This is a genomic window from Methylomonas sp. 2BW1-5-20 (genome assembly GCF_052474515.1).
This window is the reverse complement of record NZ_CP184127.1, coordinates 4,032,884-4,050,625: the sequence shown is the minus strand read 5'-3', so window position 1 is coordinate 4,050,625 and position 17,742 is coordinate 4,032,884. Positions and strand designations below refer to the sequence as shown.

At 50.6% G+C, this 17,742-nt stretch carries 19 protein-coding genes; 5 read left to right on the top strand and 14 right to left on the bottom strand.

Features of this window, described 5'->3' with window-relative positions:
* Positions 1–8: 8 nt before the first annotated feature.
* The 5 genes from pstB to ACH50O_RS18645 form a co-directional block, all read right to left on the bottom strand.
* A complete protein-coding gene (gene pstB / locus ACH50O_RS18665; protein WP_446809253.1) occupies positions 9–842 on the bottom strand; it encodes a phosphate ABC transporter ATP-binding protein PstB in 834 nt (277 codons plus the stop codon).
* A gap of 36 nt (positions 843–878) precedes the next feature.
* Entirely contained in the window at positions 879–2,534 is a 1,656-nt protein-coding gene (gene pstA, locus ACH50O_RS18660) for a phosphate ABC transporter permease PstA (RefSeq protein WP_446809252.1), read from the bottom strand.
* Positions 2,531–4,810, bottom strand: coding sequence for an ABC transporter permease subunit (locus tag ACH50O_RS18655; RefSeq protein WP_446809251.1), 2,280 nt, complete (start codon positions 4,808–4,810; stop codon positions 2,531–2,533). Before ACH50O_RS18655 ends, pstA begins: the two co-directional genes overlap by 4 nt.
* 209 nt (positions 4,811–5,019) lie before the next feature.
* Positions 5,020–6,009 (bottom strand): PstS family phosphate ABC transporter substrate-binding protein, encoded by a 990-nt coding sequence (locus tag ACH50O_RS18650; RefSeq protein ID WP_446809250.1) that lies wholly within the window; start codon positions 6,007–6,009, stop codon positions 5,020–5,022.
* A 142-nt stretch (positions 6,010–6,151) separates the two neighbouring features.
* Positions 6,152–6,646: a dihydrofolate reductase gene (locus ACH50O_RS18645; RefSeq protein ID WP_446809249.1), complete on the bottom strand. Its 495-nt coding sequence runs from the start codon at positions 6,644–6,646 to the stop codon at positions 6,152–6,154.
* A 60-nt stretch (positions 6,647–6,706) separates the two neighbouring features.
* On the opposite strand from ACH50O_RS18645, the gene ACH50O_RS18640 reads away from it, so the two are divergent.
* A complete protein-coding gene (locus tag ACH50O_RS18640; protein WP_446809248.1) occupies positions 6,707–7,726 on the top strand; it encodes an asparaginase in 1,020 nt (339 codons plus the stop codon).
* A gap of 194 nt (positions 7,727–7,920) precedes the next feature.
* On the opposite strand, the gene ACH50O_RS18635 is transcribed toward ACH50O_RS18640, so the two are convergent.
* The 9 genes from ACH50O_RS18635 to ACH50O_RS18595 all read right to left on the bottom strand — a co-directional run bounded on the left by ACH50O_RS18635 (position 7,921) and on the right by ACH50O_RS18595 (position 13,704).
* A complete protein-coding gene (locus ACH50O_RS18635; RefSeq protein ID WP_446809247.1) occupies positions 7,921–8,466 on the bottom strand; it encodes a FlgO family outer membrane protein in 546 nt (181 codons plus the stop codon).
* A 153-nt stretch (positions 8,467–8,619) separates the two neighbouring features.
* Entirely contained in the window at positions 8,620–9,273 is a 654-nt protein-coding gene (locus ACH50O_RS18630) for an SPOR domain-containing protein (protein ID WP_446809246.1), read from the bottom strand.
* Positions 9,273–11,030, bottom strand: a complete 1,758-nt coding sequence (argS, locus tag ACH50O_RS18625; RefSeq protein WP_446809245.1) for an arginine--tRNA ligase — start codon at positions 11,028–11,030, stop codon at positions 9,273–9,275. Before argS ends, ACH50O_RS18630 begins: the two co-directional genes overlap by 1 nt.
* 57 nt (positions 11,031–11,087) lie before the next feature.
* The gene (locus tag ACH50O_RS18620) at positions 11,088–11,771 is read right to left on the bottom strand and encodes a YggS family pyridoxal phosphate-dependent enzyme (protein WP_446809244.1); all 684 of its coding nucleotides are present in this window, start codon (positions 11,769–11,771) and stop codon (positions 11,088–11,090) included.
* The gene (tatC, locus tag ACH50O_RS18615) at positions 11,764–12,519 is read right to left on the bottom strand and encodes a twin-arginine translocase subunit TatC (RefSeq protein ID WP_446809243.1); all 756 of its coding nucleotides are present in this window, start codon (positions 12,517–12,519) and stop codon (positions 11,764–11,766) included. Before tatC ends, ACH50O_RS18620 begins: the two co-directional genes overlap by 8 nt.
* Positions 12,494–12,817 carry a Sec-independent protein translocase protein TatB gene (gene tatB / locus ACH50O_RS18610; protein ID WP_446809242.1) on the bottom strand — a complete coding sequence of 108 codons (324 nt, stop codon included), beginning with the start codon at positions 12,815–12,817 and terminating at the stop codon, positions 12,494–12,496. Before tatB ends, tatC begins: the two co-directional genes overlap by 26 nt.
* Positions 12,818–12,825: 8 nt before the next feature.
* On the bottom strand, positions 12,826–13,041 hold the full coding sequence (tatA, locus tag ACH50O_RS18605) for a Sec-independent protein translocase subunit TatA (RefSeq protein ID WP_446809241.1): 216 nt from the start codon (positions 13,039–13,041) through the stop codon (positions 12,826–12,828).
* A gap of 23 nt (positions 13,042–13,064) precedes the next feature.
* Positions 13,065–13,385 carry a phosphoribosyl-ATP diphosphatase gene (locus ACH50O_RS18600; protein WP_446809240.1) on the bottom strand — a complete coding sequence of 107 codons (321 nt, stop codon included), beginning with the start codon at positions 13,383–13,385 and terminating at the stop codon, positions 13,065–13,067.
* A 166-nt stretch (positions 13,386–13,551) separates the two neighbouring features.
* Positions 13,552–13,704 carry a hypothetical protein gene (locus ACH50O_RS18595; RefSeq protein WP_446809239.1) on the bottom strand — a complete coding sequence of 51 codons (153 nt, stop codon included), beginning with the start codon at positions 13,702–13,704 and terminating at the stop codon, positions 13,552–13,554.
* 191 nt (positions 13,705–13,895) lie between these two features.
* Here ACH50O_RS18595 and ACH50O_RS18590 point away from each other — a divergent pair, with 191 nt between their 5' ends.
* The 4 genes from ACH50O_RS18590 to typA all read left to right on the top strand — a co-directional run bounded on the left by ACH50O_RS18590 (position 13,896) and on the right by typA (position 17,686).
* Positions 13,896–14,798 carry a LysR family transcriptional regulator gene (locus tag ACH50O_RS18590; protein ID WP_446809238.1) on the top strand — a complete coding sequence of 301 codons (903 nt, stop codon included), beginning with the start codon at positions 13,896–13,898 and terminating at the stop codon, positions 14,796–14,798.
* Positions 14,795–15,364 (top strand): class I SAM-dependent methyltransferase, encoded by a 570-nt coding sequence (locus ACH50O_RS18585; protein WP_446809237.1) that lies wholly within the window; start codon positions 14,795–14,797, stop codon positions 15,362–15,364. The genes ACH50O_RS18590 and ACH50O_RS18585 overlap by 4 nt, the downstream gene beginning before the upstream one ends.
* A gap of 12 nt (positions 15,365–15,376) precedes the next feature.
* Positions 15,377–15,769: a rhodanese-like domain-containing protein gene (locus ACH50O_RS18580; protein ID WP_446809236.1), complete on the top strand. Its 393-nt coding sequence runs from the start codon at positions 15,377–15,379 to the stop codon at positions 15,767–15,769.
* A 108-nt stretch (positions 15,770–15,877) separates the two neighbouring features.
* Positions 15,878–17,686 (top strand): translational GTPase TypA, encoded by a 1,809-nt coding sequence (typA, locus tag ACH50O_RS18575; RefSeq protein WP_446809235.1) that lies wholly within the window; start codon positions 15,878–15,880, stop codon positions 17,684–17,686.
* Positions 17,687–17,742: the final 56 nt, after the last annotated feature.

The window sequence follows — 17,742 nt, the reverse complement described above, 5'->3', positions numbered from 1 at the left end:
CCTACCTCCTAGCCGTACCTGCCGGTAATGTAATCTTCAGTTTGTTTTTTCGCCGGATTGGTAAACAATTCGCTGGTTTCACCAAATTCGATTAATTCGCCCATATACATAAAGGCAGTGTAATCGGACACCCGCGCCGCCTGCTGCATGTTGTGGGTAACGATCACGATCGTATATTTTTCTTTCAGTTCGTTGATTAATTCTTCGATTTTCAACGTGGAAATCGGGTCCAGGGCCGAGGCCGGCTCGTCCAACAAAATCACTTCCGGCTCGATGGCGATGGCTCTGGCGATCACCAAACGTTGCTGCTGGCCGCCGGACATACCCAAGGCATTGTCGTTGAGCCGGTCCTTCATTTCATCCCATAGCGCCGCACCGCGCAATGATTTTTCGACAACTTCGTCGAGGATGCGCCGGTCGTTGACACCTTGAATCCGCAGCCCGTAAGCCACGTTTTCATAAATGGTTTTCGGAAACGGATTAGGTTTTTGAAACACCATGCCCACCCGTCGGCGCAAGGCGGCGACATTCACCGATTTATCGTAAATATCCTCGCCGTCCAGCAGAATTTTACCCTTGATACTGACGCCGTCGACCAGATCGTTCATCCGGTTAATGCAGCGGAGCAGAGTGGATTTCCCGCAACCGCTGGGACCGATATAAGCCGTCACCTTCTTATGGGGCATTTCCATATTAACGCTGTGCAATGCCTGCTTCTGGCCGTAGAACAAATCCAGATTTTCGACTTTGATACAGGTTTCGAGTTGCTCGGCGCTTTTTTTGCCTTCCCGTTTCAACGCACCGAGATCGATGGCGTGGGTATTTATTTGGGCTGTTGTCATGGTATTGGGTCCAGGCTTCCGGATGAATATGCGATATTAATTTTCTAGGGCGCGGTACTTTTCCCGCAAATTGTTGCGTATGGAGATAGCGAACATATTCAAGCCGATAATGACCATCACCAGTAATAAAGACGTCGCGTATACCAAGGGCCTGGCGGCTTCGACATTAGGACTCTGGAAACCGACGTCGTAAATATGAAAACCCAAATGCATAAACTTTCTATCCAAATGCAAATAGGGGAAATTACCATCCAAAGGCAAGGTAGGCGCCAGTTTAACCACACCAACCAGCATCAACGGCGCGACTTCGCCGGCGGCGCGCGCCACCGCCAGAATCAAGCCGGTCATGATGGCCGGACTGGCCATCGGCAATACCGTGCGCCACAGGGTTTCGGCCTTGGTGGCGCCCAGCGCCAAACTGCCTTCCCGAATCGATTTGGGTATGCGCGACAAACCTTCCTCGGTGGCGACAATCACCACCGGCAAGGTCATCAAGGCCAGTGTCAACGATGCCCATAGTAGCCCGGGCGTACCGAACACCGGCGCCGGCGCCGCTTCCGGAAAAAACAAGCGGTCGATATTGCCGCCGATGATATACACGAAAAAGCCCAAACCGAATACGCCGTAAACGATGGAGGGTACGCCAGCCAAGTTATTAACGGCAATCCGTATCACCCGTGTGATAAAGCCTTGCTTGGCGTATTCGCGCAGATAAACCGCAGCAATCACGCCAAACGGCGTCACCACCACTGCCATCAGCAACACCATAAGCACTGTACCGAATATGGCAGGGAAAATACCGCCCTCGGTATTGGCTTCGCGCGGTTCGTCGCTGACAAAGGTGGCGAAATTACCGATATATTCGATGCATTTATCGAACACGTTCATCGTATTGGGACGGGTCAGTTTAACCACCCGATTCAAGGGAAGGCTGATTTCCTTTTGCCCGGCTTCAGCAACCACCAGACTGTAGCGTTTGCTTTCCTTGCTCAGTTTGCCGATTTGTTGCTGGATAACTTGGTATTGTTTTTCGTAATCCTGTTTTTGCGCGGCAAATTCCTGTTTGGAAGCCTCGCTCCAGGCATTTTTCAGTTCCAGCGCGCGTTGCTTCAAACGCAGACGTTCCAGTTGATAATTGATTGCACCGACTTCATGGTCTTGCAAACTATCGATTTCGTCGTGCTGCGCCAACACTTTCGCCAACTTTTCTTGCGCGACCTGCCAGGCTTGCTCGCCTTGGGCAATCACCGCGCCGTCTTCCTTAACCGCCACCAAGCGGCCGTAGAAATTACCCCACTCCCGGCGTTCGATCATGATCAAATCGTCCGGCGTGGATTGGCCGTGGATGTATTGCTGCTGAATCCAACGAAAATCGCTACCGAGAATATCGCGGTTACCGGTTTTTACCAGATGCTGCACCAGATATTCGCCGTTATCCAGCAACTCATGCCCCGCAGCCCTGGCTTGCACGGCAGGCAATAACGAAGTCGCCACAGCCTCTCCGACTATAGAAATTTCCGGGCCATCGCGATCCTGATAACGGTATTCGATGATATCGGCCGGCCAAAAATGCCCCAAGCCTCTCACCGCAATCAGCAGCAGCAAGCCCACTACCAATATCAGATTCAAACTGACCGCGCCGGCGGTCATCCATATCCAGGGCGAACCGCTCTTAAACCATGCTTTAATCATAATGAGCTGTATTTTTGTCTTAGATTCTGCCGAATGACTTCAGCCAGCGTATTGACTACAAAAGTGAACATGAATAGCACCAGCGCCGCGAGAAACAACACACGGTAGTGAGTGCTGTTAACTTCCGATTCCGGCATTTCCACCGCGATATTGGCGGACAGCGTGCGCAGCCCCTGGAAAATGCTCAAATCCATTACCGCGGTATTGCCAGTGGCCATCAACACAATCATGGTCTCGCCGACGGCGCGGCCGAAGCCGATCATGATCGCCGAGAAAATACCGGGGCTAGCGGTCAGTAAAACCACTTTAGTCAAGGTTTGCCAAGGCGTCGCGCCCAGCGCCAACGAGCCGGTAGTCAAATGTTTGGGTACGCTGAAAATCGCATCTTCGGCGATGGAAAAAATCATCGGAATTACCGCAAAACCCATCGCCAAACCAACCACCAGCGTGTTGCGCTGATCGTAACCGATTCCGAATTCCTCGCGCATCCAAGTCCGCAGATCGCCATTGAAACACAGCGCCTCAATAGTAGGGCTTAACTGAAAAGACAACCAAGCACCGAATATCACCACGGGGATCAACACAATCGCATCCCAGCCGTCCGGGATTTTATGCCGGGTTTGCTCCGGCACGTATTGCCAACAATACGCGAAAATCATCACCGACAGCGGCACCAGCATCAGCAGCGAAAAGATTCCGGTGAGATTGGCTTCCACGAAAGGCGCCAGCCACAGACCGGCCAGAAAACCCAGAATCACGGTCGGCAACGCCCCCATAATTTCCACGCCCGGCTTTACATACTGCCGCACGCTGGGTGCCATGAAATAACCCGTATAAATCGCGCCGAACAAAGCCAGCGGCACCCCCATCAACATTGCGTAAAACGAAGCCTTCAGGGTGCCGAACACCAGCGGCGTCAGGCTCATTTTCGGTTCGAAATCGTTGCTGGCCGCCGACGACTGCCAGATGTAATCGGGTTTAGGATAGCTTTCGTACCAAACCTTATTCCATAACGAACTCCAGGACACTTCCGGATGCTCGTTTTCGATTACCCAATGATTGATTTTACCGTCCGCCGCCTGCAATAACATGGCGTTGGCGCGGGGCGACAAGGTAACGGCCACCGGTGTCCCGCCGGGGATGTTTTCCTTGATCAATTCCCGTTCGGCGGTGGAACTGTAGATGCCGATCTCGCCATTGGCGTCGGCAGCCAGCATGCCTTTGCGGCGTTGTTCCGGATTGATGGTAATAATCGGCGCATCGGACACTTTAAATTCACGCAGTTTTTCGACGCTGAAATGGTTTTGCTGATCGCGAATCATGGACCATTGGGCCATCACCCCGCTGCTATCGCCAATCAACAGCGAAATGTCGCCGTTTAAAAATTCCATACTGCTGATTTGCACACCCTGATGCAGCACATTCAGCTTATGTTTGATCTTGGGCTGGCTTTTGTCGAGAATATCCACCACGGTTAAATCGCCGGTGCGGCTTGCCAGGTACAGATTGCGCAATTCCTTATCCAGCAGGATAAAGTCGACTTCGTCGGCAGCCATCTCGATCACCGTGTCGGTGGCTTCCCAAGACGCTTCGTCGTCGAACAGCGACTCTTTTTTACTCAGGCTGCTCAACAGCATGCGGTTATCGGCGGTTTTTGCCAGCAGGGTACTGCTTTTATCACCCAACTTCACCGCCAGTTTTGTCAGCGCTTGGCCTTGTTTATCCACCACTAACGGTTCGGTGCCCAGCGGATATTGAATAGCGGGGGTAATTACCCGTTTGCCGTCCGGATACGTCAGTTTGTAATCGTGTTTAACGACCACGGCGCGGCCATCTGACAAACCAAAGGCAATTACACCTTTATCAACACCGCCATGGGCATAGCTGGTGATTTTTATGTTCTCCGGAATAGGCAACGCGTCCACGCGAATGGGCTGACCGGTGGCGACGCTAAAAAATACGGCTTTGCCAGTGTCGGTAAAACGCACGCCCACTTCGTTTTGTTCTTCCATCGACAAAAATACGGTGTTACCCAATGCCCGCTCCGGCACATCGTAACGGCCGACCGCTTCCGCGTGGGACGGCAACAATATCGGAAAAACCACATACAACAGGTAGAAAAAAATCAGCACCACGGCGAGGATAATACTCAGGCCGCCTGCGACTACGCAACGCGCCACCAACTTATCTTTTACCAGACGCCAACGCTGATAACGGTCGCTAGTAGCTGTTTGCAACAGCGTGGCTTTCGCTGGAATGGGGTGGGCTTCAGTCATAACAAGGCATGGTTGGTTAACATAGCTGCGTCGAAAAAACGACGCGACAGAGATAAAAAGCCGATAACTGTTTAAAAATCATCGGCTTTGTATTATACAAGATCATTCACCATTCACAGTGAGGGGGATATGGCCACCATTTCCATCAGCCAATCCCTTGCTGCGTCCGTGCAATATTGTCCTTTTTCAGACATCCTTGGCTGATCTAATTACTGAATCAAGGTTAAAGCTTTTTCCACTGCTTTGGCGGGCAACGGGATGTAGCCGTCCTTGATCACAACTTGTTGTCCGGTTTTTGACAATACCATTTTGATGAATTCCTTCTCCAAAGGCGCCAACGGCTCGTTAGGTTTTTTGTTGACATAGACGTACAAAAAGCGCGATAGCGGATAAGCACCTGATGTGGCATTCTCCGGAGTCGGCTCAACGAACGGTTGACCGTCTTTATGCGCTAACGGCACGGCTTTTACGCCCGAGGTGGAATAGCCGATACCTGAATAACCGATGCCGTTTGCCGAAGTAGTGACCGATTGCACCACGGATGCGGAACCAGGCTGTTCGTTGACGTTGCTTTTGAAATCGCCTTTACACAAGGCTTCGTCTTTAAAGAAACCGTAAGTACCGGAAACCGAGTTACGGCCGTACATTTGAATCGGTCTGCTAGCCCAACCGCCAGTCAGGCCAACTTGCCCCCAAGTGTTGATATCGGTAGCAAACCCGCATTTACGGGTTGACGACAAAATTGCATCCACTTGCGGCAGGCTTAAACCTTTAACCGGATTGTCCTTGTTGACGAAAACCGCCAGCGCATCTATCGCAACGGGAATTGCAGTCGGCTTATAGCCGTATTTGCTTTCGAAATCGTCGATTTCGTTGTCTTTCATTTTCCGGCTCATCGGGCCGAGGTTAGCGGTACCTTCGGTCAGCGCCGGCGGCGCGGTCGAAGAACCGGCAGCCTGAATCTGCACATTAACGTTAGGGTATAGTTTGCCGAACTCTTCGGCCCACAAAGTCATCAGATTGGCCAAGGTATCGGAGCCAACGCTGGAAATATTGCCGGACACACCACTGGCTGCCGCGTATTCGGGCAATGCAGGATCCAATGTCGCGGGGGCCGCAGCTGCTTCGCCGCCGATCAGGGCAGCGGATGCAAAACCAAATCCTAAAACCAGCGATTTCAGCTTGAAGGTGTTTTTCATATATTTTCTCGAAATGTTTAAAACTTAAGATCCATATTGCCAATCTAGCGTGACAATAGTATGAAGCGAATATGACAGTTTTATGACAAAAATTCCGCCGCTAATCGACTCCGGCGGATATTGGCAAAATATTTTGTGTGGCCTAATCGAGCCGGGCGTTTTGAAACTTTAAAAAACGGTAGGTAAAATCAACGGTTTGATCGTTTTCCACCTCCTCTCTAGCGATTTCCCGCCATTGGCTTAAATCGATTTCCGGAAAAAAAGTATCGCCGGCAAACTGTCTGTTGATTTCGGTCAAATACAGATAATCCGCTTGAACTAGCATAGCTTCGTATAAGGTAGCACCGCCAATCACGAATAATTCGGAATGGTCGGCATAGTGCCGTAACACACTGGCAATGTCGGTAAACACCCGGCAACCCTGCTGTTGGTAATCCGGATCGCGGCTGATAACAATATTCTCCCGACCCGGCAAGGGCCGGCCGATGGCTTCAAAGGTTTTACGGCCCATCAAGATCGGCGCCCCCATGGTGATCTGCTTGAAGCGCTTTAAATCGGCCGACAGGTGCCAGGGCATTTGGCCGTTCAGGCCGATGGCTCGATTGCTGGCCATTGCCACGATCAGTGATATTTTCATACGGAGTGTTTTAAGATGGGCCTTATTATTGGCGAAACATCATACTAGAAACCATCCTTTATGCCGAAAAACATCCTGCTGATTTTTACCGGCGGTACCATAGGCTCTCAGCTTAGTGGCGACACCATTAATACCGACTGCAACGCCGGCTTTAAGCTATTGCAGTGCTTTGCGACGCAAGCCGACGATCCCGGCTCGGTAAACTTCAAGTCCTTGCAACCCGTGCAAATTCTTAGCGAAAATCTGCACCCCAGCCACTGGCCGGGAATTATCGCCAGCATCGAAGCCGAGGATTTAAGCCGCTTCGACGGCATCATCGTCACCCATGGCACCGACACTCTTGCATTTAGCGCCGCCGCACTGAGTCTGTATTTCAATAGCCTGTCGATTCCGCTGCTTCTGGTTTCCAGCGATCTGCCGCTTGATAACCCGCAGGCCAACGGCCTGGCGAACTTTCTCTGCGCGGTGGAATTTATCCGCCAACTCGGTCTGGCCGGCGTGTTTGTGCCTTATCGAAATCCGGGGCAAACGATGCAGATTCATCTGGGCAGCCGCTTGTCATCCTGCCTGCCGTTAAGTAGCGATTTCATCAGCGTGCAGTCGCAGGCATGGATGTGCTTCGAGAACGGACGGTTCCAATCCCTACAAAATCCGGCGCTAAGCGAGCGCGCATCGATTGCGCTTAGACCAGACTTTTCCAAACGAATATTGTTGACCAGACCTTATCCCGGCCTGGATTACTCTGCATACAATCTCGACACCGTCGATGCAGTGCTACACGACCTTTATCATTCCGGCACCGCTTGCGCATCTGATGCGGTGGGTGAGCAGTACAGTTTGGTCGAGTTCGTCAAACGCTGCGCCGGGCGGGGCATCAAAATTTATCTAGCGCCGGCACTGTTTTCCGAAAGCGCGTATGCCTCTACTCGGGAGCTGCTGGATTGCGGCGCGGAAATGATCTGGAATATATCGTTGGAAGCCGCCTACGCCAAATTGTTATTGGCGTACGGCAACTTCGATTCGAAGCCGGCAATAACCGAGTTTTTACAGAAGGACATGGCCTGGGAACATATTGGGTAAAACTTCGGCGGAAAACGCGCTGGCCCGGACGGGTTTAATATAGACGCGGAATATAAACCGCAAAGCAGATTTGATCTGAAACAGGGGAGAGCGCCATCGATACGCCATCAACCCAGTCATTTTCCCAAACAACGCCCGACCAGCCTGGGCATTTAAGCGGATTGTCTTTCGGCAATCCGCTTTAAGGAAAGGCGTTATTGCTTCGGTTGGGGTTTTTTAACCAAAACTTTAGCGTCAGGCCCCATCGACACGGAATAGTCAGCGGAAGAAATCACATTTTGGCTGGCGATATCGACCACCCGTAAAGATACGTAGACATTATTGTAACCGGGTGCATACGAGCCGATCACCACCGCTTTGGCGCCGACATTATTCAGCGCTTCCTTGGTTTTTTCAGGCAGTTGCAGGATGCCGGTTTCGTTTTTTGCAAAAATTTCGGTCGGTAATTCCATCCCCATCACCCGGTAACCGGAGCGATGGAAAGCCGAGGAAATCTGATCGGAGACTATTCGGCCAAACGCCAAGTTTTGTTCTAGATCATCGACATTGACCAGGGAATTGATAACGACCAGACTGCCAATGGGCAAAGGTTGTCTCAAATCGAGAATAAGTTGATTAACAACGTCGTAGCTTACTTCAACCAAATTGTCGTCATTGTTTTCCGGGCGGGAAAAGCGGTGACAACCACTTAGAATAGTCAACGCCAAAAACATCAGCGCCATTGTTTTTTTGTTAATCATAGGTCCTCTCCTGTCGAAATTATCTAAGTTATCAGAGCTTAAAACAGCAAACGAGTCAATCTAAATTACTATCGGCGCCCACTGAAACGAATTTACGCTACCGTATTGCTTGAGCTGGGGATCCTAGGACCAAACACCGGATCAATTAAGCACTTATTGGCCGCTCTCGGTAACAATCACGCCGATACCGTTCTTCTGTAACAATTCCTTGATCGTGGAGACACTGGCCGGGTTATCGTAAGGCCCCACTTTGACGCGATGCCAAATCACATTGCCAACCTTGGCTTTCTCGACGCGCGACTCTATACCCAATAACGCCAGTTTGGCTTTATGGCGCTCGGCTTCAGAGGCTTCGCGGAAAGAACCCGCTTGCATGATGTATTTGGCGGCTTTCGTTTTACCCACCAGTTGCTCGCGAACCCTGGTTTTAATTTCGTAATCGGGAACCACCACTTCCGCCTGCGGCAGGATGGTATAAAAGTCGTAGCGCGGTTCTTCAGGCTCCGCCGGTTGTTGCGGTTCGGCCGGCTTTTCAGACTCGGTCGATTTTTCCGCTGCGGCAACCACTTGCGGTTTTACCGGTATTTCCTGTTTCAGCTTTTCGGCTACCTGCGGTATTTCCACTCCAGGTTTGCCAGCCACCAACTCAGGCACCATCTGCCGGATCATATTCAGAAACACCCCAAAAGCCACAATCAGCACGATGACCAGCAACCAACGCCACAGCGCTACCGAAGACTTTTTCGGTTTTCTGCGGCTATTAGCGTAACTGGGGCTTTGAACGCGGTGCTTATAGTCTCTGGCCATTACATCGCTTCAGGTGTATTAATTTTTAATAGCGAAAGAGCATTGACCAACACCTGTTTCACCGCGCAAATCAAATTGATGCGGGCGTTGCAAAGCTTGTCGTCGTCTACCAAAAACTGATGCGCGTTGTAATAACTGTGGAACTGATTGGCCAATTCACGCAGATAATGAATCAGTTGATGCGGTTCGTAATTCACTGCAGCACGTTCCAAAGCTTCCGGGTACTTGGAAAGTGTAGTCAATAACGCGGTTTCCTGCTCTTCGGTCAATAGATTCAGATTTTCCATTCCCAAATACGGATTGCGCTGCCGGCCTTTTTCGTCGAGCTGGCGTAACACGCTGCAAACCCTGGCATGCGCGTATTGCACGTAATACACCGGGTTTTCGTTGCTTCTGGAGGTGGCCAGCTTCAAATCGAAATCCATATGTTGCTCGGATTTACGCATCACGTAAAAGAAGCGGCATGCATCTCTACCGACTTCGTTGCGTAGCTGTCTTAAGGTTACAAACTCGCCTGAGCGGGTCGACATTTGCACTTTTTCGTCGCCGCGATACAGGATCGCAAATTGCACCAGCAATACTTTCAGCTTGGCGTCGTCGGCGCCCAAGGCCTGCATCGCCGCTTTCACCCGTGGAATATAGCCGTGGTGATCGGCACCCCAAATATTGACGATTTGATCGAAGCCGCGATCCAGCTTGTTCATGTGATAGGCAATATCGGAAGCAAAATAGGTCGTCTGACCGTTATCGCGCACCACGACTCTATCTTTTTCGTCGCCCAAACGGCTGGAGGCAAACCAGGTGGCACCTTCCTGCTGGTAAAGATACCCGGCCGCATCCAGGCGCTCTAGGGCTTGTTCGACAGAATGATCTTCCATCAGCGAACGCTCGGAAAACCACTGTTGATAGCTGACACCAAATTCGGCCAAGTCATCCTTGATGTCGTCCAGGATTTCGTCCAGACCGGCTTGAAATACTTCCTTGTAGGCCTCGCCGAGCAAGGTTTTGGCTCTGTCGATCAACGCATCGATATGTTTTTCCTTGTCGCCGCCCTGTGGCTCGTCGGCGGGCAAATCCGCCATCACTAGCGCGGCGGCGCGGCGGTAGGCGTCACCGGCTTTCTTATGCAAATTCGCGGAAATTTCACGGACATATTCGCCGCGATAGCCGTTACTCGGAAAAGGCAACACCTCGTCGCAGGCTTCCAGATACCGCAACCAAACACTGGTAGCCAGAATGTCCATCTGCCGGCCAGCATCGTTGACGTAATATTCGCGTTCAACCTGAAACCCGGCCGCGGCCAACAAATCCGCTACCGCCGAACCGTAAGCGGCGCCGCGGCCATGGCCGACATGCAAAGGCCCGGTGGGATTGGCGGAAACAAATTCGACTTGGACGCGTTTGCCGGCGCCGATCTTGCTTAAACCGAACTCCGACCCGACATCGAGTATCTGTTTGACAATCTGGAACTGGCTATCGGGATTGATAAAGAAATTGATAAATCCGGGACCGGCTATGTCAACCTTGCTGATCAGCGCATCGCTCGGTAGAGCGGTGACGATTTTTTCGGCTAGTTGTCTAGGGTTAAGTTTGGCCGGCTTGGCCAGCAACATCGCCAGATTGGTGGCGAAATCGCCGTACTGCGCATCGCGGGTGCGCTCTAAATTGATTTGCGCAACAAAATCGTTTTCGAGAATACCTTGGGTTTTAAGGGCTGTAACGGCTTGTTCTAAAAGGGCTTCCAGCTTTTGTTTCATCGCGTTGAAAAATGGGGATTTATCGGAAAATAGCCGCCATTATCCATTAAAAACAAATTATTGGCTAGGACGCTCGCCGAACAGCGCCGTGCCTATCCGCACCAACGTTGAACCTTCGGCGACCGCCGCTTGCAAATCGCCGCTCATCCCAAACGAAAAGGTATCTAGATCGCTACGATCAAGTTGCCGCACTGCTTGATAAAGCCGGCGGTAGGGCAGACATTGCGCCTGATAATCCTGCTGTGGCTCAGGAATTGCCATCACCCCGCGTAAACGCAAGTTAGGCAATTTGCCGACTTGCTCGATCAGCACCGGCAAATCGGCCAACTCGATACCGGACTTGCTGACTTCATCGCTGATATTAACCTGCAAACAGATATTTAGCAGCGGCAAATAACCGGGACGCTGCTCGCTTAGACGCTCGGCTATTTTCAAGCGGTCAACGCTGTGTACCCAGGAAAAATACTGGGCTATCTGCTTGGTTTTATTGGATTGAATCGGCCCGATGAAATGCCAGCTGATATTGAATGCCGCCAATTCCTGCTGTTTTTTCAGCGCTTCTTGTAAGTAATTTTCGCCGAAATGGCGCTGACCAAATCGGTAGGCTGCGGCAATATCTGACGCCGGCTTGGTCTTACTAACGGCCAACAGTTGAACGCTACCAGATGGACGTTGCGCGTCGATTTCGGCCTGACGAAGTTGCTCCCGTACCTTGGCGAAACGCTGAGCGATACTATTCACTATCCTCGGCCGCCTGCTCTTTTTTGACGAAAAGCCTTGAAAATAGCAAGCCGGATTCGAACAACAGCCACATCGGTACGGCCAGCAGGGTTTGCGATAAGGCGTCGGGCGGCGTCAAAAACATCGCTATGACAAACACGCCGACAATCACATACGGCCTTTTTTCAGCCAGGGTTTCCGGGGTGATGATGCCGGTCCAAACCAGCACGATGGTGAAAATCGGAATTTCAAACGACAGTCCGAAGGCGAAAAACATTGCCAGCACAAAATCCAGATAGGTGGCGATATCGGTCATCACCGCCACGCCAGCCGGGGCTGCCGACGTGAGATAACCGAATACTAACGGGAATACCAGAAAATAGGCGAATGCTGCGCCGCCGTAAAACAGCAGCGTGCTAGCCAATAATAAAGGGGCCACCATCAGCTTTTCGTGACGATACAAACCCGGCGCTACAAAGCCCCAAAACTGGTACAGGATGACCGGTATCGAAATAAATACGGCCACCACAAAAGCCAGTTTGAATGGCGTGAAAAACGGAGAGGCAACATCGATGGCAATCATCGTGCTGTTTTTCGGCATATGCTGCAGTAAAGGCTCGGCCAGATAGGTGTAGATTTCGTTGGCATAACTGGCGGTACCGACAAACACCAGCAACACGCACAACACTACCTTCAACAGGCGGTCGCGCAGCTCGACCAAATGGCTAAAAAAAGACTGCTCGTTATCCTGCGGTTGGTGTTTTGTCATCGTCCTGATTGATTTCGGTCGCCGCCTGAACATTAAAATTAATATCGTCAAGGGCCGATTGGGTTTCTTGCACAACCTTCTCCAATTCGCCGGCTATGCTTTGCTGTTGCATCAGCTGGCGCATTTCTTCCGCGTGCAGCTCTTGCTTGATTTCAGCCTTGGCTGTCGCTAACACAGTACGGGCTTTTCCTACCCACAATCCGGCCAGTCGCGCCGCTTTCGGCAATTTTTCCGGCCCCAAAACCAGCAACGCTACCAAACCGACCATCAATAACTCTGAAAATCCGACATCGAACATATAACGAACTAAGCCTGATCTTTTTCTTTGTGGGTAACTTCACCTTCCAACGGCTCTTCTTCTTTACGAGCAATCGCTTTGTCGTCACCGCCTTCCTTTACCGCAGAGCGAAAACCCTTGATCGCCTCGCCGAGATCGGCGCCGACATTTTTCAGACGTTTGGTACCAAATACCAACACCACGATAACCAATACTACTAATAGATGAGGGATACTTAAACCCATTTCTCACTCCTTATATTTAACCATCAGGACGAATCGCGCTGTGCTTTTTCCTGCAAACCGGATAAGCCGAAGCGCCGTTGTAATTCATTGATCACATGTTCCGGCCCTAGTTCCTGCTGCGCCAACATGACCATGCAGTGAAACCAAAGATCGGCTGTCTCGTAAATAATTTTATCCTTATCGCCGTCTTTGGCGGCAATTACCGTCTCGGTAGCTTCTTCGCCGATTTTTTTCAATATATGATCCAGTCCTTTGGCGTACAAGCTCGCCACATAGGATTGATCGGCGGTTTGCAACTTACGCTGCTCAAGAACCAAGGCTAATTGCTGTAAAACGTCGCTCATTGATTTATCTAGGTTATGGGGCTGCAAAATCATAGCACGTTGCCGAAACAGGCAAAAAAAAACCTCCCAGTGCTTACGCAGAGGGAGGCTAGAAAACCAGCGGAGTGCTTTGAAGGAGGTTACCGCTCGTTATTACAACACCAGGAGGTAGTTACAAATTCGTGGATCAGCTATTCAACTGTTTTGGTATCGACATATTGCTAAACATCGACGTTGCAGCGAATAACACAGTAGAAATTACAAACAGACCGGAGATAAAGTTCCATATACCGGCAATCAACAAAGCACCAACGAAAATATCTTTTTTAAATTCGCTCATTTGTGCTCAAATCCTCTGTTTTCAAATCTTGTGCTTGACAAAATTTAACGTGCTTGCTCATCAGTTGCTGGCTACTATACAGGATAGAAAAAAGTTTACAATTAGGCTTTTATTAAATAAATTGTATACAATTTAGAAACAATAAAAATGTCAACGTCTTTTGATAAATTTTTTACTCCCCTGGAGATAACATGGACAAATTAACCAGCATGAATGTCTTTGTCCGCGTCGCCAAGGCAGGCAGCTTTGCCGGCGCCGCCAAAGATCTGGATATCTCCAGAGCGATGGCCACTAAACACATCATGCAGCTGGAGAGCGAACTCAACACACGCTTGTTCAATCGTACCACTCGCAGCTTAAGCTTAACCGAAGCTGGCGAAGCCTATTTGGAACGTTGCCAACAGGTCCTACTTGACGTCGCGGAAATGGAATCGGCGATCACACATCTGCAAACGGAGCCGCGCGGCACTCTGAAAATTTTGGCGCCGCCGGTCATTGGCGCCAGCCACATATCGCCGGGTTTAACCGAATACCTTAAGAACTACCCCGATCTCTCGGTAGAGATGGTGTTGAAAGGCGGACAGGTGGATTTGATTGATGAGGGTGTGGATCTGGCTATTTATTTGGGCCAACTTAACGACACCAGTCTGGTGGCTCGCAAACTTGCCAGTTCGTCCTTGGTGGTGTGCGCGTCCCCGGAGTATCTAAAATCGCACGGCACACCACAAGACCCTGAAGACCTTGAAGACCACAGCTGCCTGATCAACTGGGCCATACCGCCGCGCAATAAATGGCGCTTCAAGGGCATCCTCGGCGAGCGCACCGTCACGGTCACCGGCAGGATGCAGGCCAATATGGCTGACCCGATTCGTAATGCCGCGGTCAACGGTTTGGGCCTGATCATGTTGCCGCGTTACATAGTTGGTCGCGATATTGAACAAGGCCGTTTGCAAGTGGTGATGGAGCAATACGGTATCTCGCCATTGGAAATATATGCCGTTTACCCGCACCGTAAATATATGTCGGCCAAAGTACGTTCGTTTTTGGAATTTATCCAAGCCTGGCTGCCGCATCGTATCGGCATGAATCCATGATCGATCTGCAACGAAAATGGGATGGCATTTATAGTAAAGCTGAAGCGCCGGCTACGGTAGCCGAAGTTCTGACCCAACATCGATACCTGTTACCCAATTCCGGTAGGGCGCTGGATTTTGCCTGCGGACAAGGACGTAACGCATTATTCCTAGCTGAATGCGGTTTGCAGGTCGACGCCTGGGATATTTCCGCCGTCGCCCTACAAATCCTGCAGCAAACGGCCATCGATAAAGACTTACATATCACTACCCACCAATGTTTTATCGGTACCGAAACGCTACCGCTGCAGACTTACGATGTGATTGTCATCTGTCGTTTTCTTGACCGAACCCTGTGTAATGCGATAATGGCAGCCTTGAAACCGGGCGGCCTGCTGTTTTATCAAACATTTACCCGCAACAAACTTGACCAACAAGGCCCCAACAATCCCGATTACTTACTGGCAAGCAACGAATTATTGCGGCTGTTCAAACCTCTAAACGTGGTTTTTTACCAGGAATACGCAAAACTCGGCGATGTGCGATTCGGCAATAGAAACGAAGCCTGTTTTATCGGGCAAAAATGAAGCGGTAAATTAATGATAGAAAATCTAGACCCCAAACAATCCTGGGCTGTATTACAAGATAATCCGGCTGCCGTACTCATCGATGTCAGAACCGCCATCGAGCACAGCTTTATCGGCCACCCGCCCAAAGCAATTCATATTGCCTGGAAAGAGTTTCCCGGTATGCAATTAAACAACGGTTTCGTCGATCAAGTGCGGCAGCATGCGCCCGACAAATCGGCGCCGGTTTTGTTGTTATGCCGCAGCGGACAACGCTCTGTAGACGCTGCCAAAGCCTTGGAAGCCGCTGGTTATGAACACCTGATCAACATTTTGGAAGGCTTCGAAGGCCCGCTGGATGACAACAAACATCGCGGCAATCTCGGCGGCTGGCGTTTCCATGGCTTGCCCTGGCAGCAAAGTTAACCCCTCACTAATCGGCTCACGCAAGTCCGTAAGCCGTTACTAAACCTAGCCGCTTCGCAGAATCGACCCGGCCTATCTGTTCCTTAAAAAATCATCTAGTAAATTATTGTGATAGAAAAACTCAGAAACATCGCGATCATCGCCCACGTCGACCATGGCAAAACCACATTGGTCGATCAGCTCCTGCAACAATCCGGCACGTTCGATGCCCACACCAAAGTCGATGAACGGGTGATGGACTCTAACGCCCTTGAAAAAGAGCGTGGCATTACCATTTTGGCGAAGAACACCGCGATCGACTGGAACGGCTATCACATCAACATCGTCGACACCCCCGGTCACGCCGACTTCGGCGGTGAAGTCGAGCGGGTATTGTCGATGGTAGATTCGGTTTTGTTATTGGTTGATGCTGTCGATGGCCCGATGCCGCAAACCCGTTTTGTAACAAAAAAAGCTTTTGCCTTGGGTTTAAAACCCATCGTCGTGATTAATAAAGTAGACCGTCCTGGCGCCCGCCCTGATTGGGTAGTGGATCAGACTTTCGATTTGTTCGATAACTTGGGTGCAACCGATGAGCAACTGGATTTCCCGATTGTTTATGCTTCGGCGTTAAATGGATTTGCCGGACTGGAAGCCGATGTTTCCGGTGGCGATATGACACCGCTGTTTCAAACGATTGTCGATAAAGTTGCACCGCCACCCGTTGAGATTGATGCGCCCTTCCAAATGCAGGTCATCAGCTTGGATTACAACTCCTATGTCGGTGTTATCGGTATCGGTCGTATTCAGCACGGTAAAGTAACCCGCAATATGCCGTTAACCATCGTGGATAACGAAGGCAAAACCCGCAGTGGCCGCATGTTGAAACTTTACGGTTTCCATGGTTTGGACCGCATTGAAGTTGAAACAGCGCAAGCCGGCGACATTATTGCTTTCTGCGGGATTGAAAACCTGAAAATTTCGGAAACCTTATGCGACCCTAATAACGTTGTTGCCTTACCGCCGCTATCGGTTGACGAGCCGACTGTCAGCATGACTTTCCAAGTCAATAACTCGCCATTTGCCGGTCGAGAAGGTAAATTCATTACCACCCGCCAAATCTACGACCGTTTACAAAAAGAGTTGCAGCACAACGTCGCTTTGCGTGTTGAAACCACCGACGATCCGGATAAGTTTAAAGTGTCCGGTCGCGGCGAATTGCATTTATCGGTCTTGATCGAAAATATGCGCCGCGAGGGCTTCGAGCTCGGCGTATCGCGCCCGCAAGTTATCATTAAAGAAATCGATGGCGTCAAACAAGAACCGTTTGAAAACGTCACGATTGAAGTGGAAGAGCAACATCAAGGCACTATCATGGAAAAATTGGGCGAGCGTAAAGGCGACCTGAAAGACATGGTACCCGATGGTAAAGGTCGTATTCGCTTGGAATATGTGGTGCCTTCACGCGGCTTATTGGGCTTCCAGACCGAGTTCCTGACCGCAACCTCAGGATCGGGCTTGTTCTATCACGTCTTCGACCATTATGGTCCAGTGAAAGAAGGCGCGGTCGGTAGTCGCGTACGTGGCGTATTGATTTCCATGGCAAAGGGTAAAGCGGTCGATTACTCGCTGTATCCGCTGCAAGCTCGCGGCGAGTTGCTAGTGGTTAATGGTGATGAAATCTACGAGGGTCAGTTAGTCGGCATCCATTCACGCAGCAGTGATTTAGTGGTTAACCCAACCAAACCAAAACCTTTAACCAACATTCGTGCCGCGGGTACCGACGACAGCTTGACCTGCGCCAAAATTCAAAAAATGACGCTGGAACAAGCTTTGGAATTTATCAGCGATGATGAACTGGTCGAAGTGACGCCGAAATCAATTCGTCTACGTAAAATATTATTGACTGAAAACGAACGCAAACGCGCGCCGAAATAGTCAAAGTAAAAAAAACCGTTCTCGTCATTGCCGAGAACGGTTTCTTCAACCCAAGC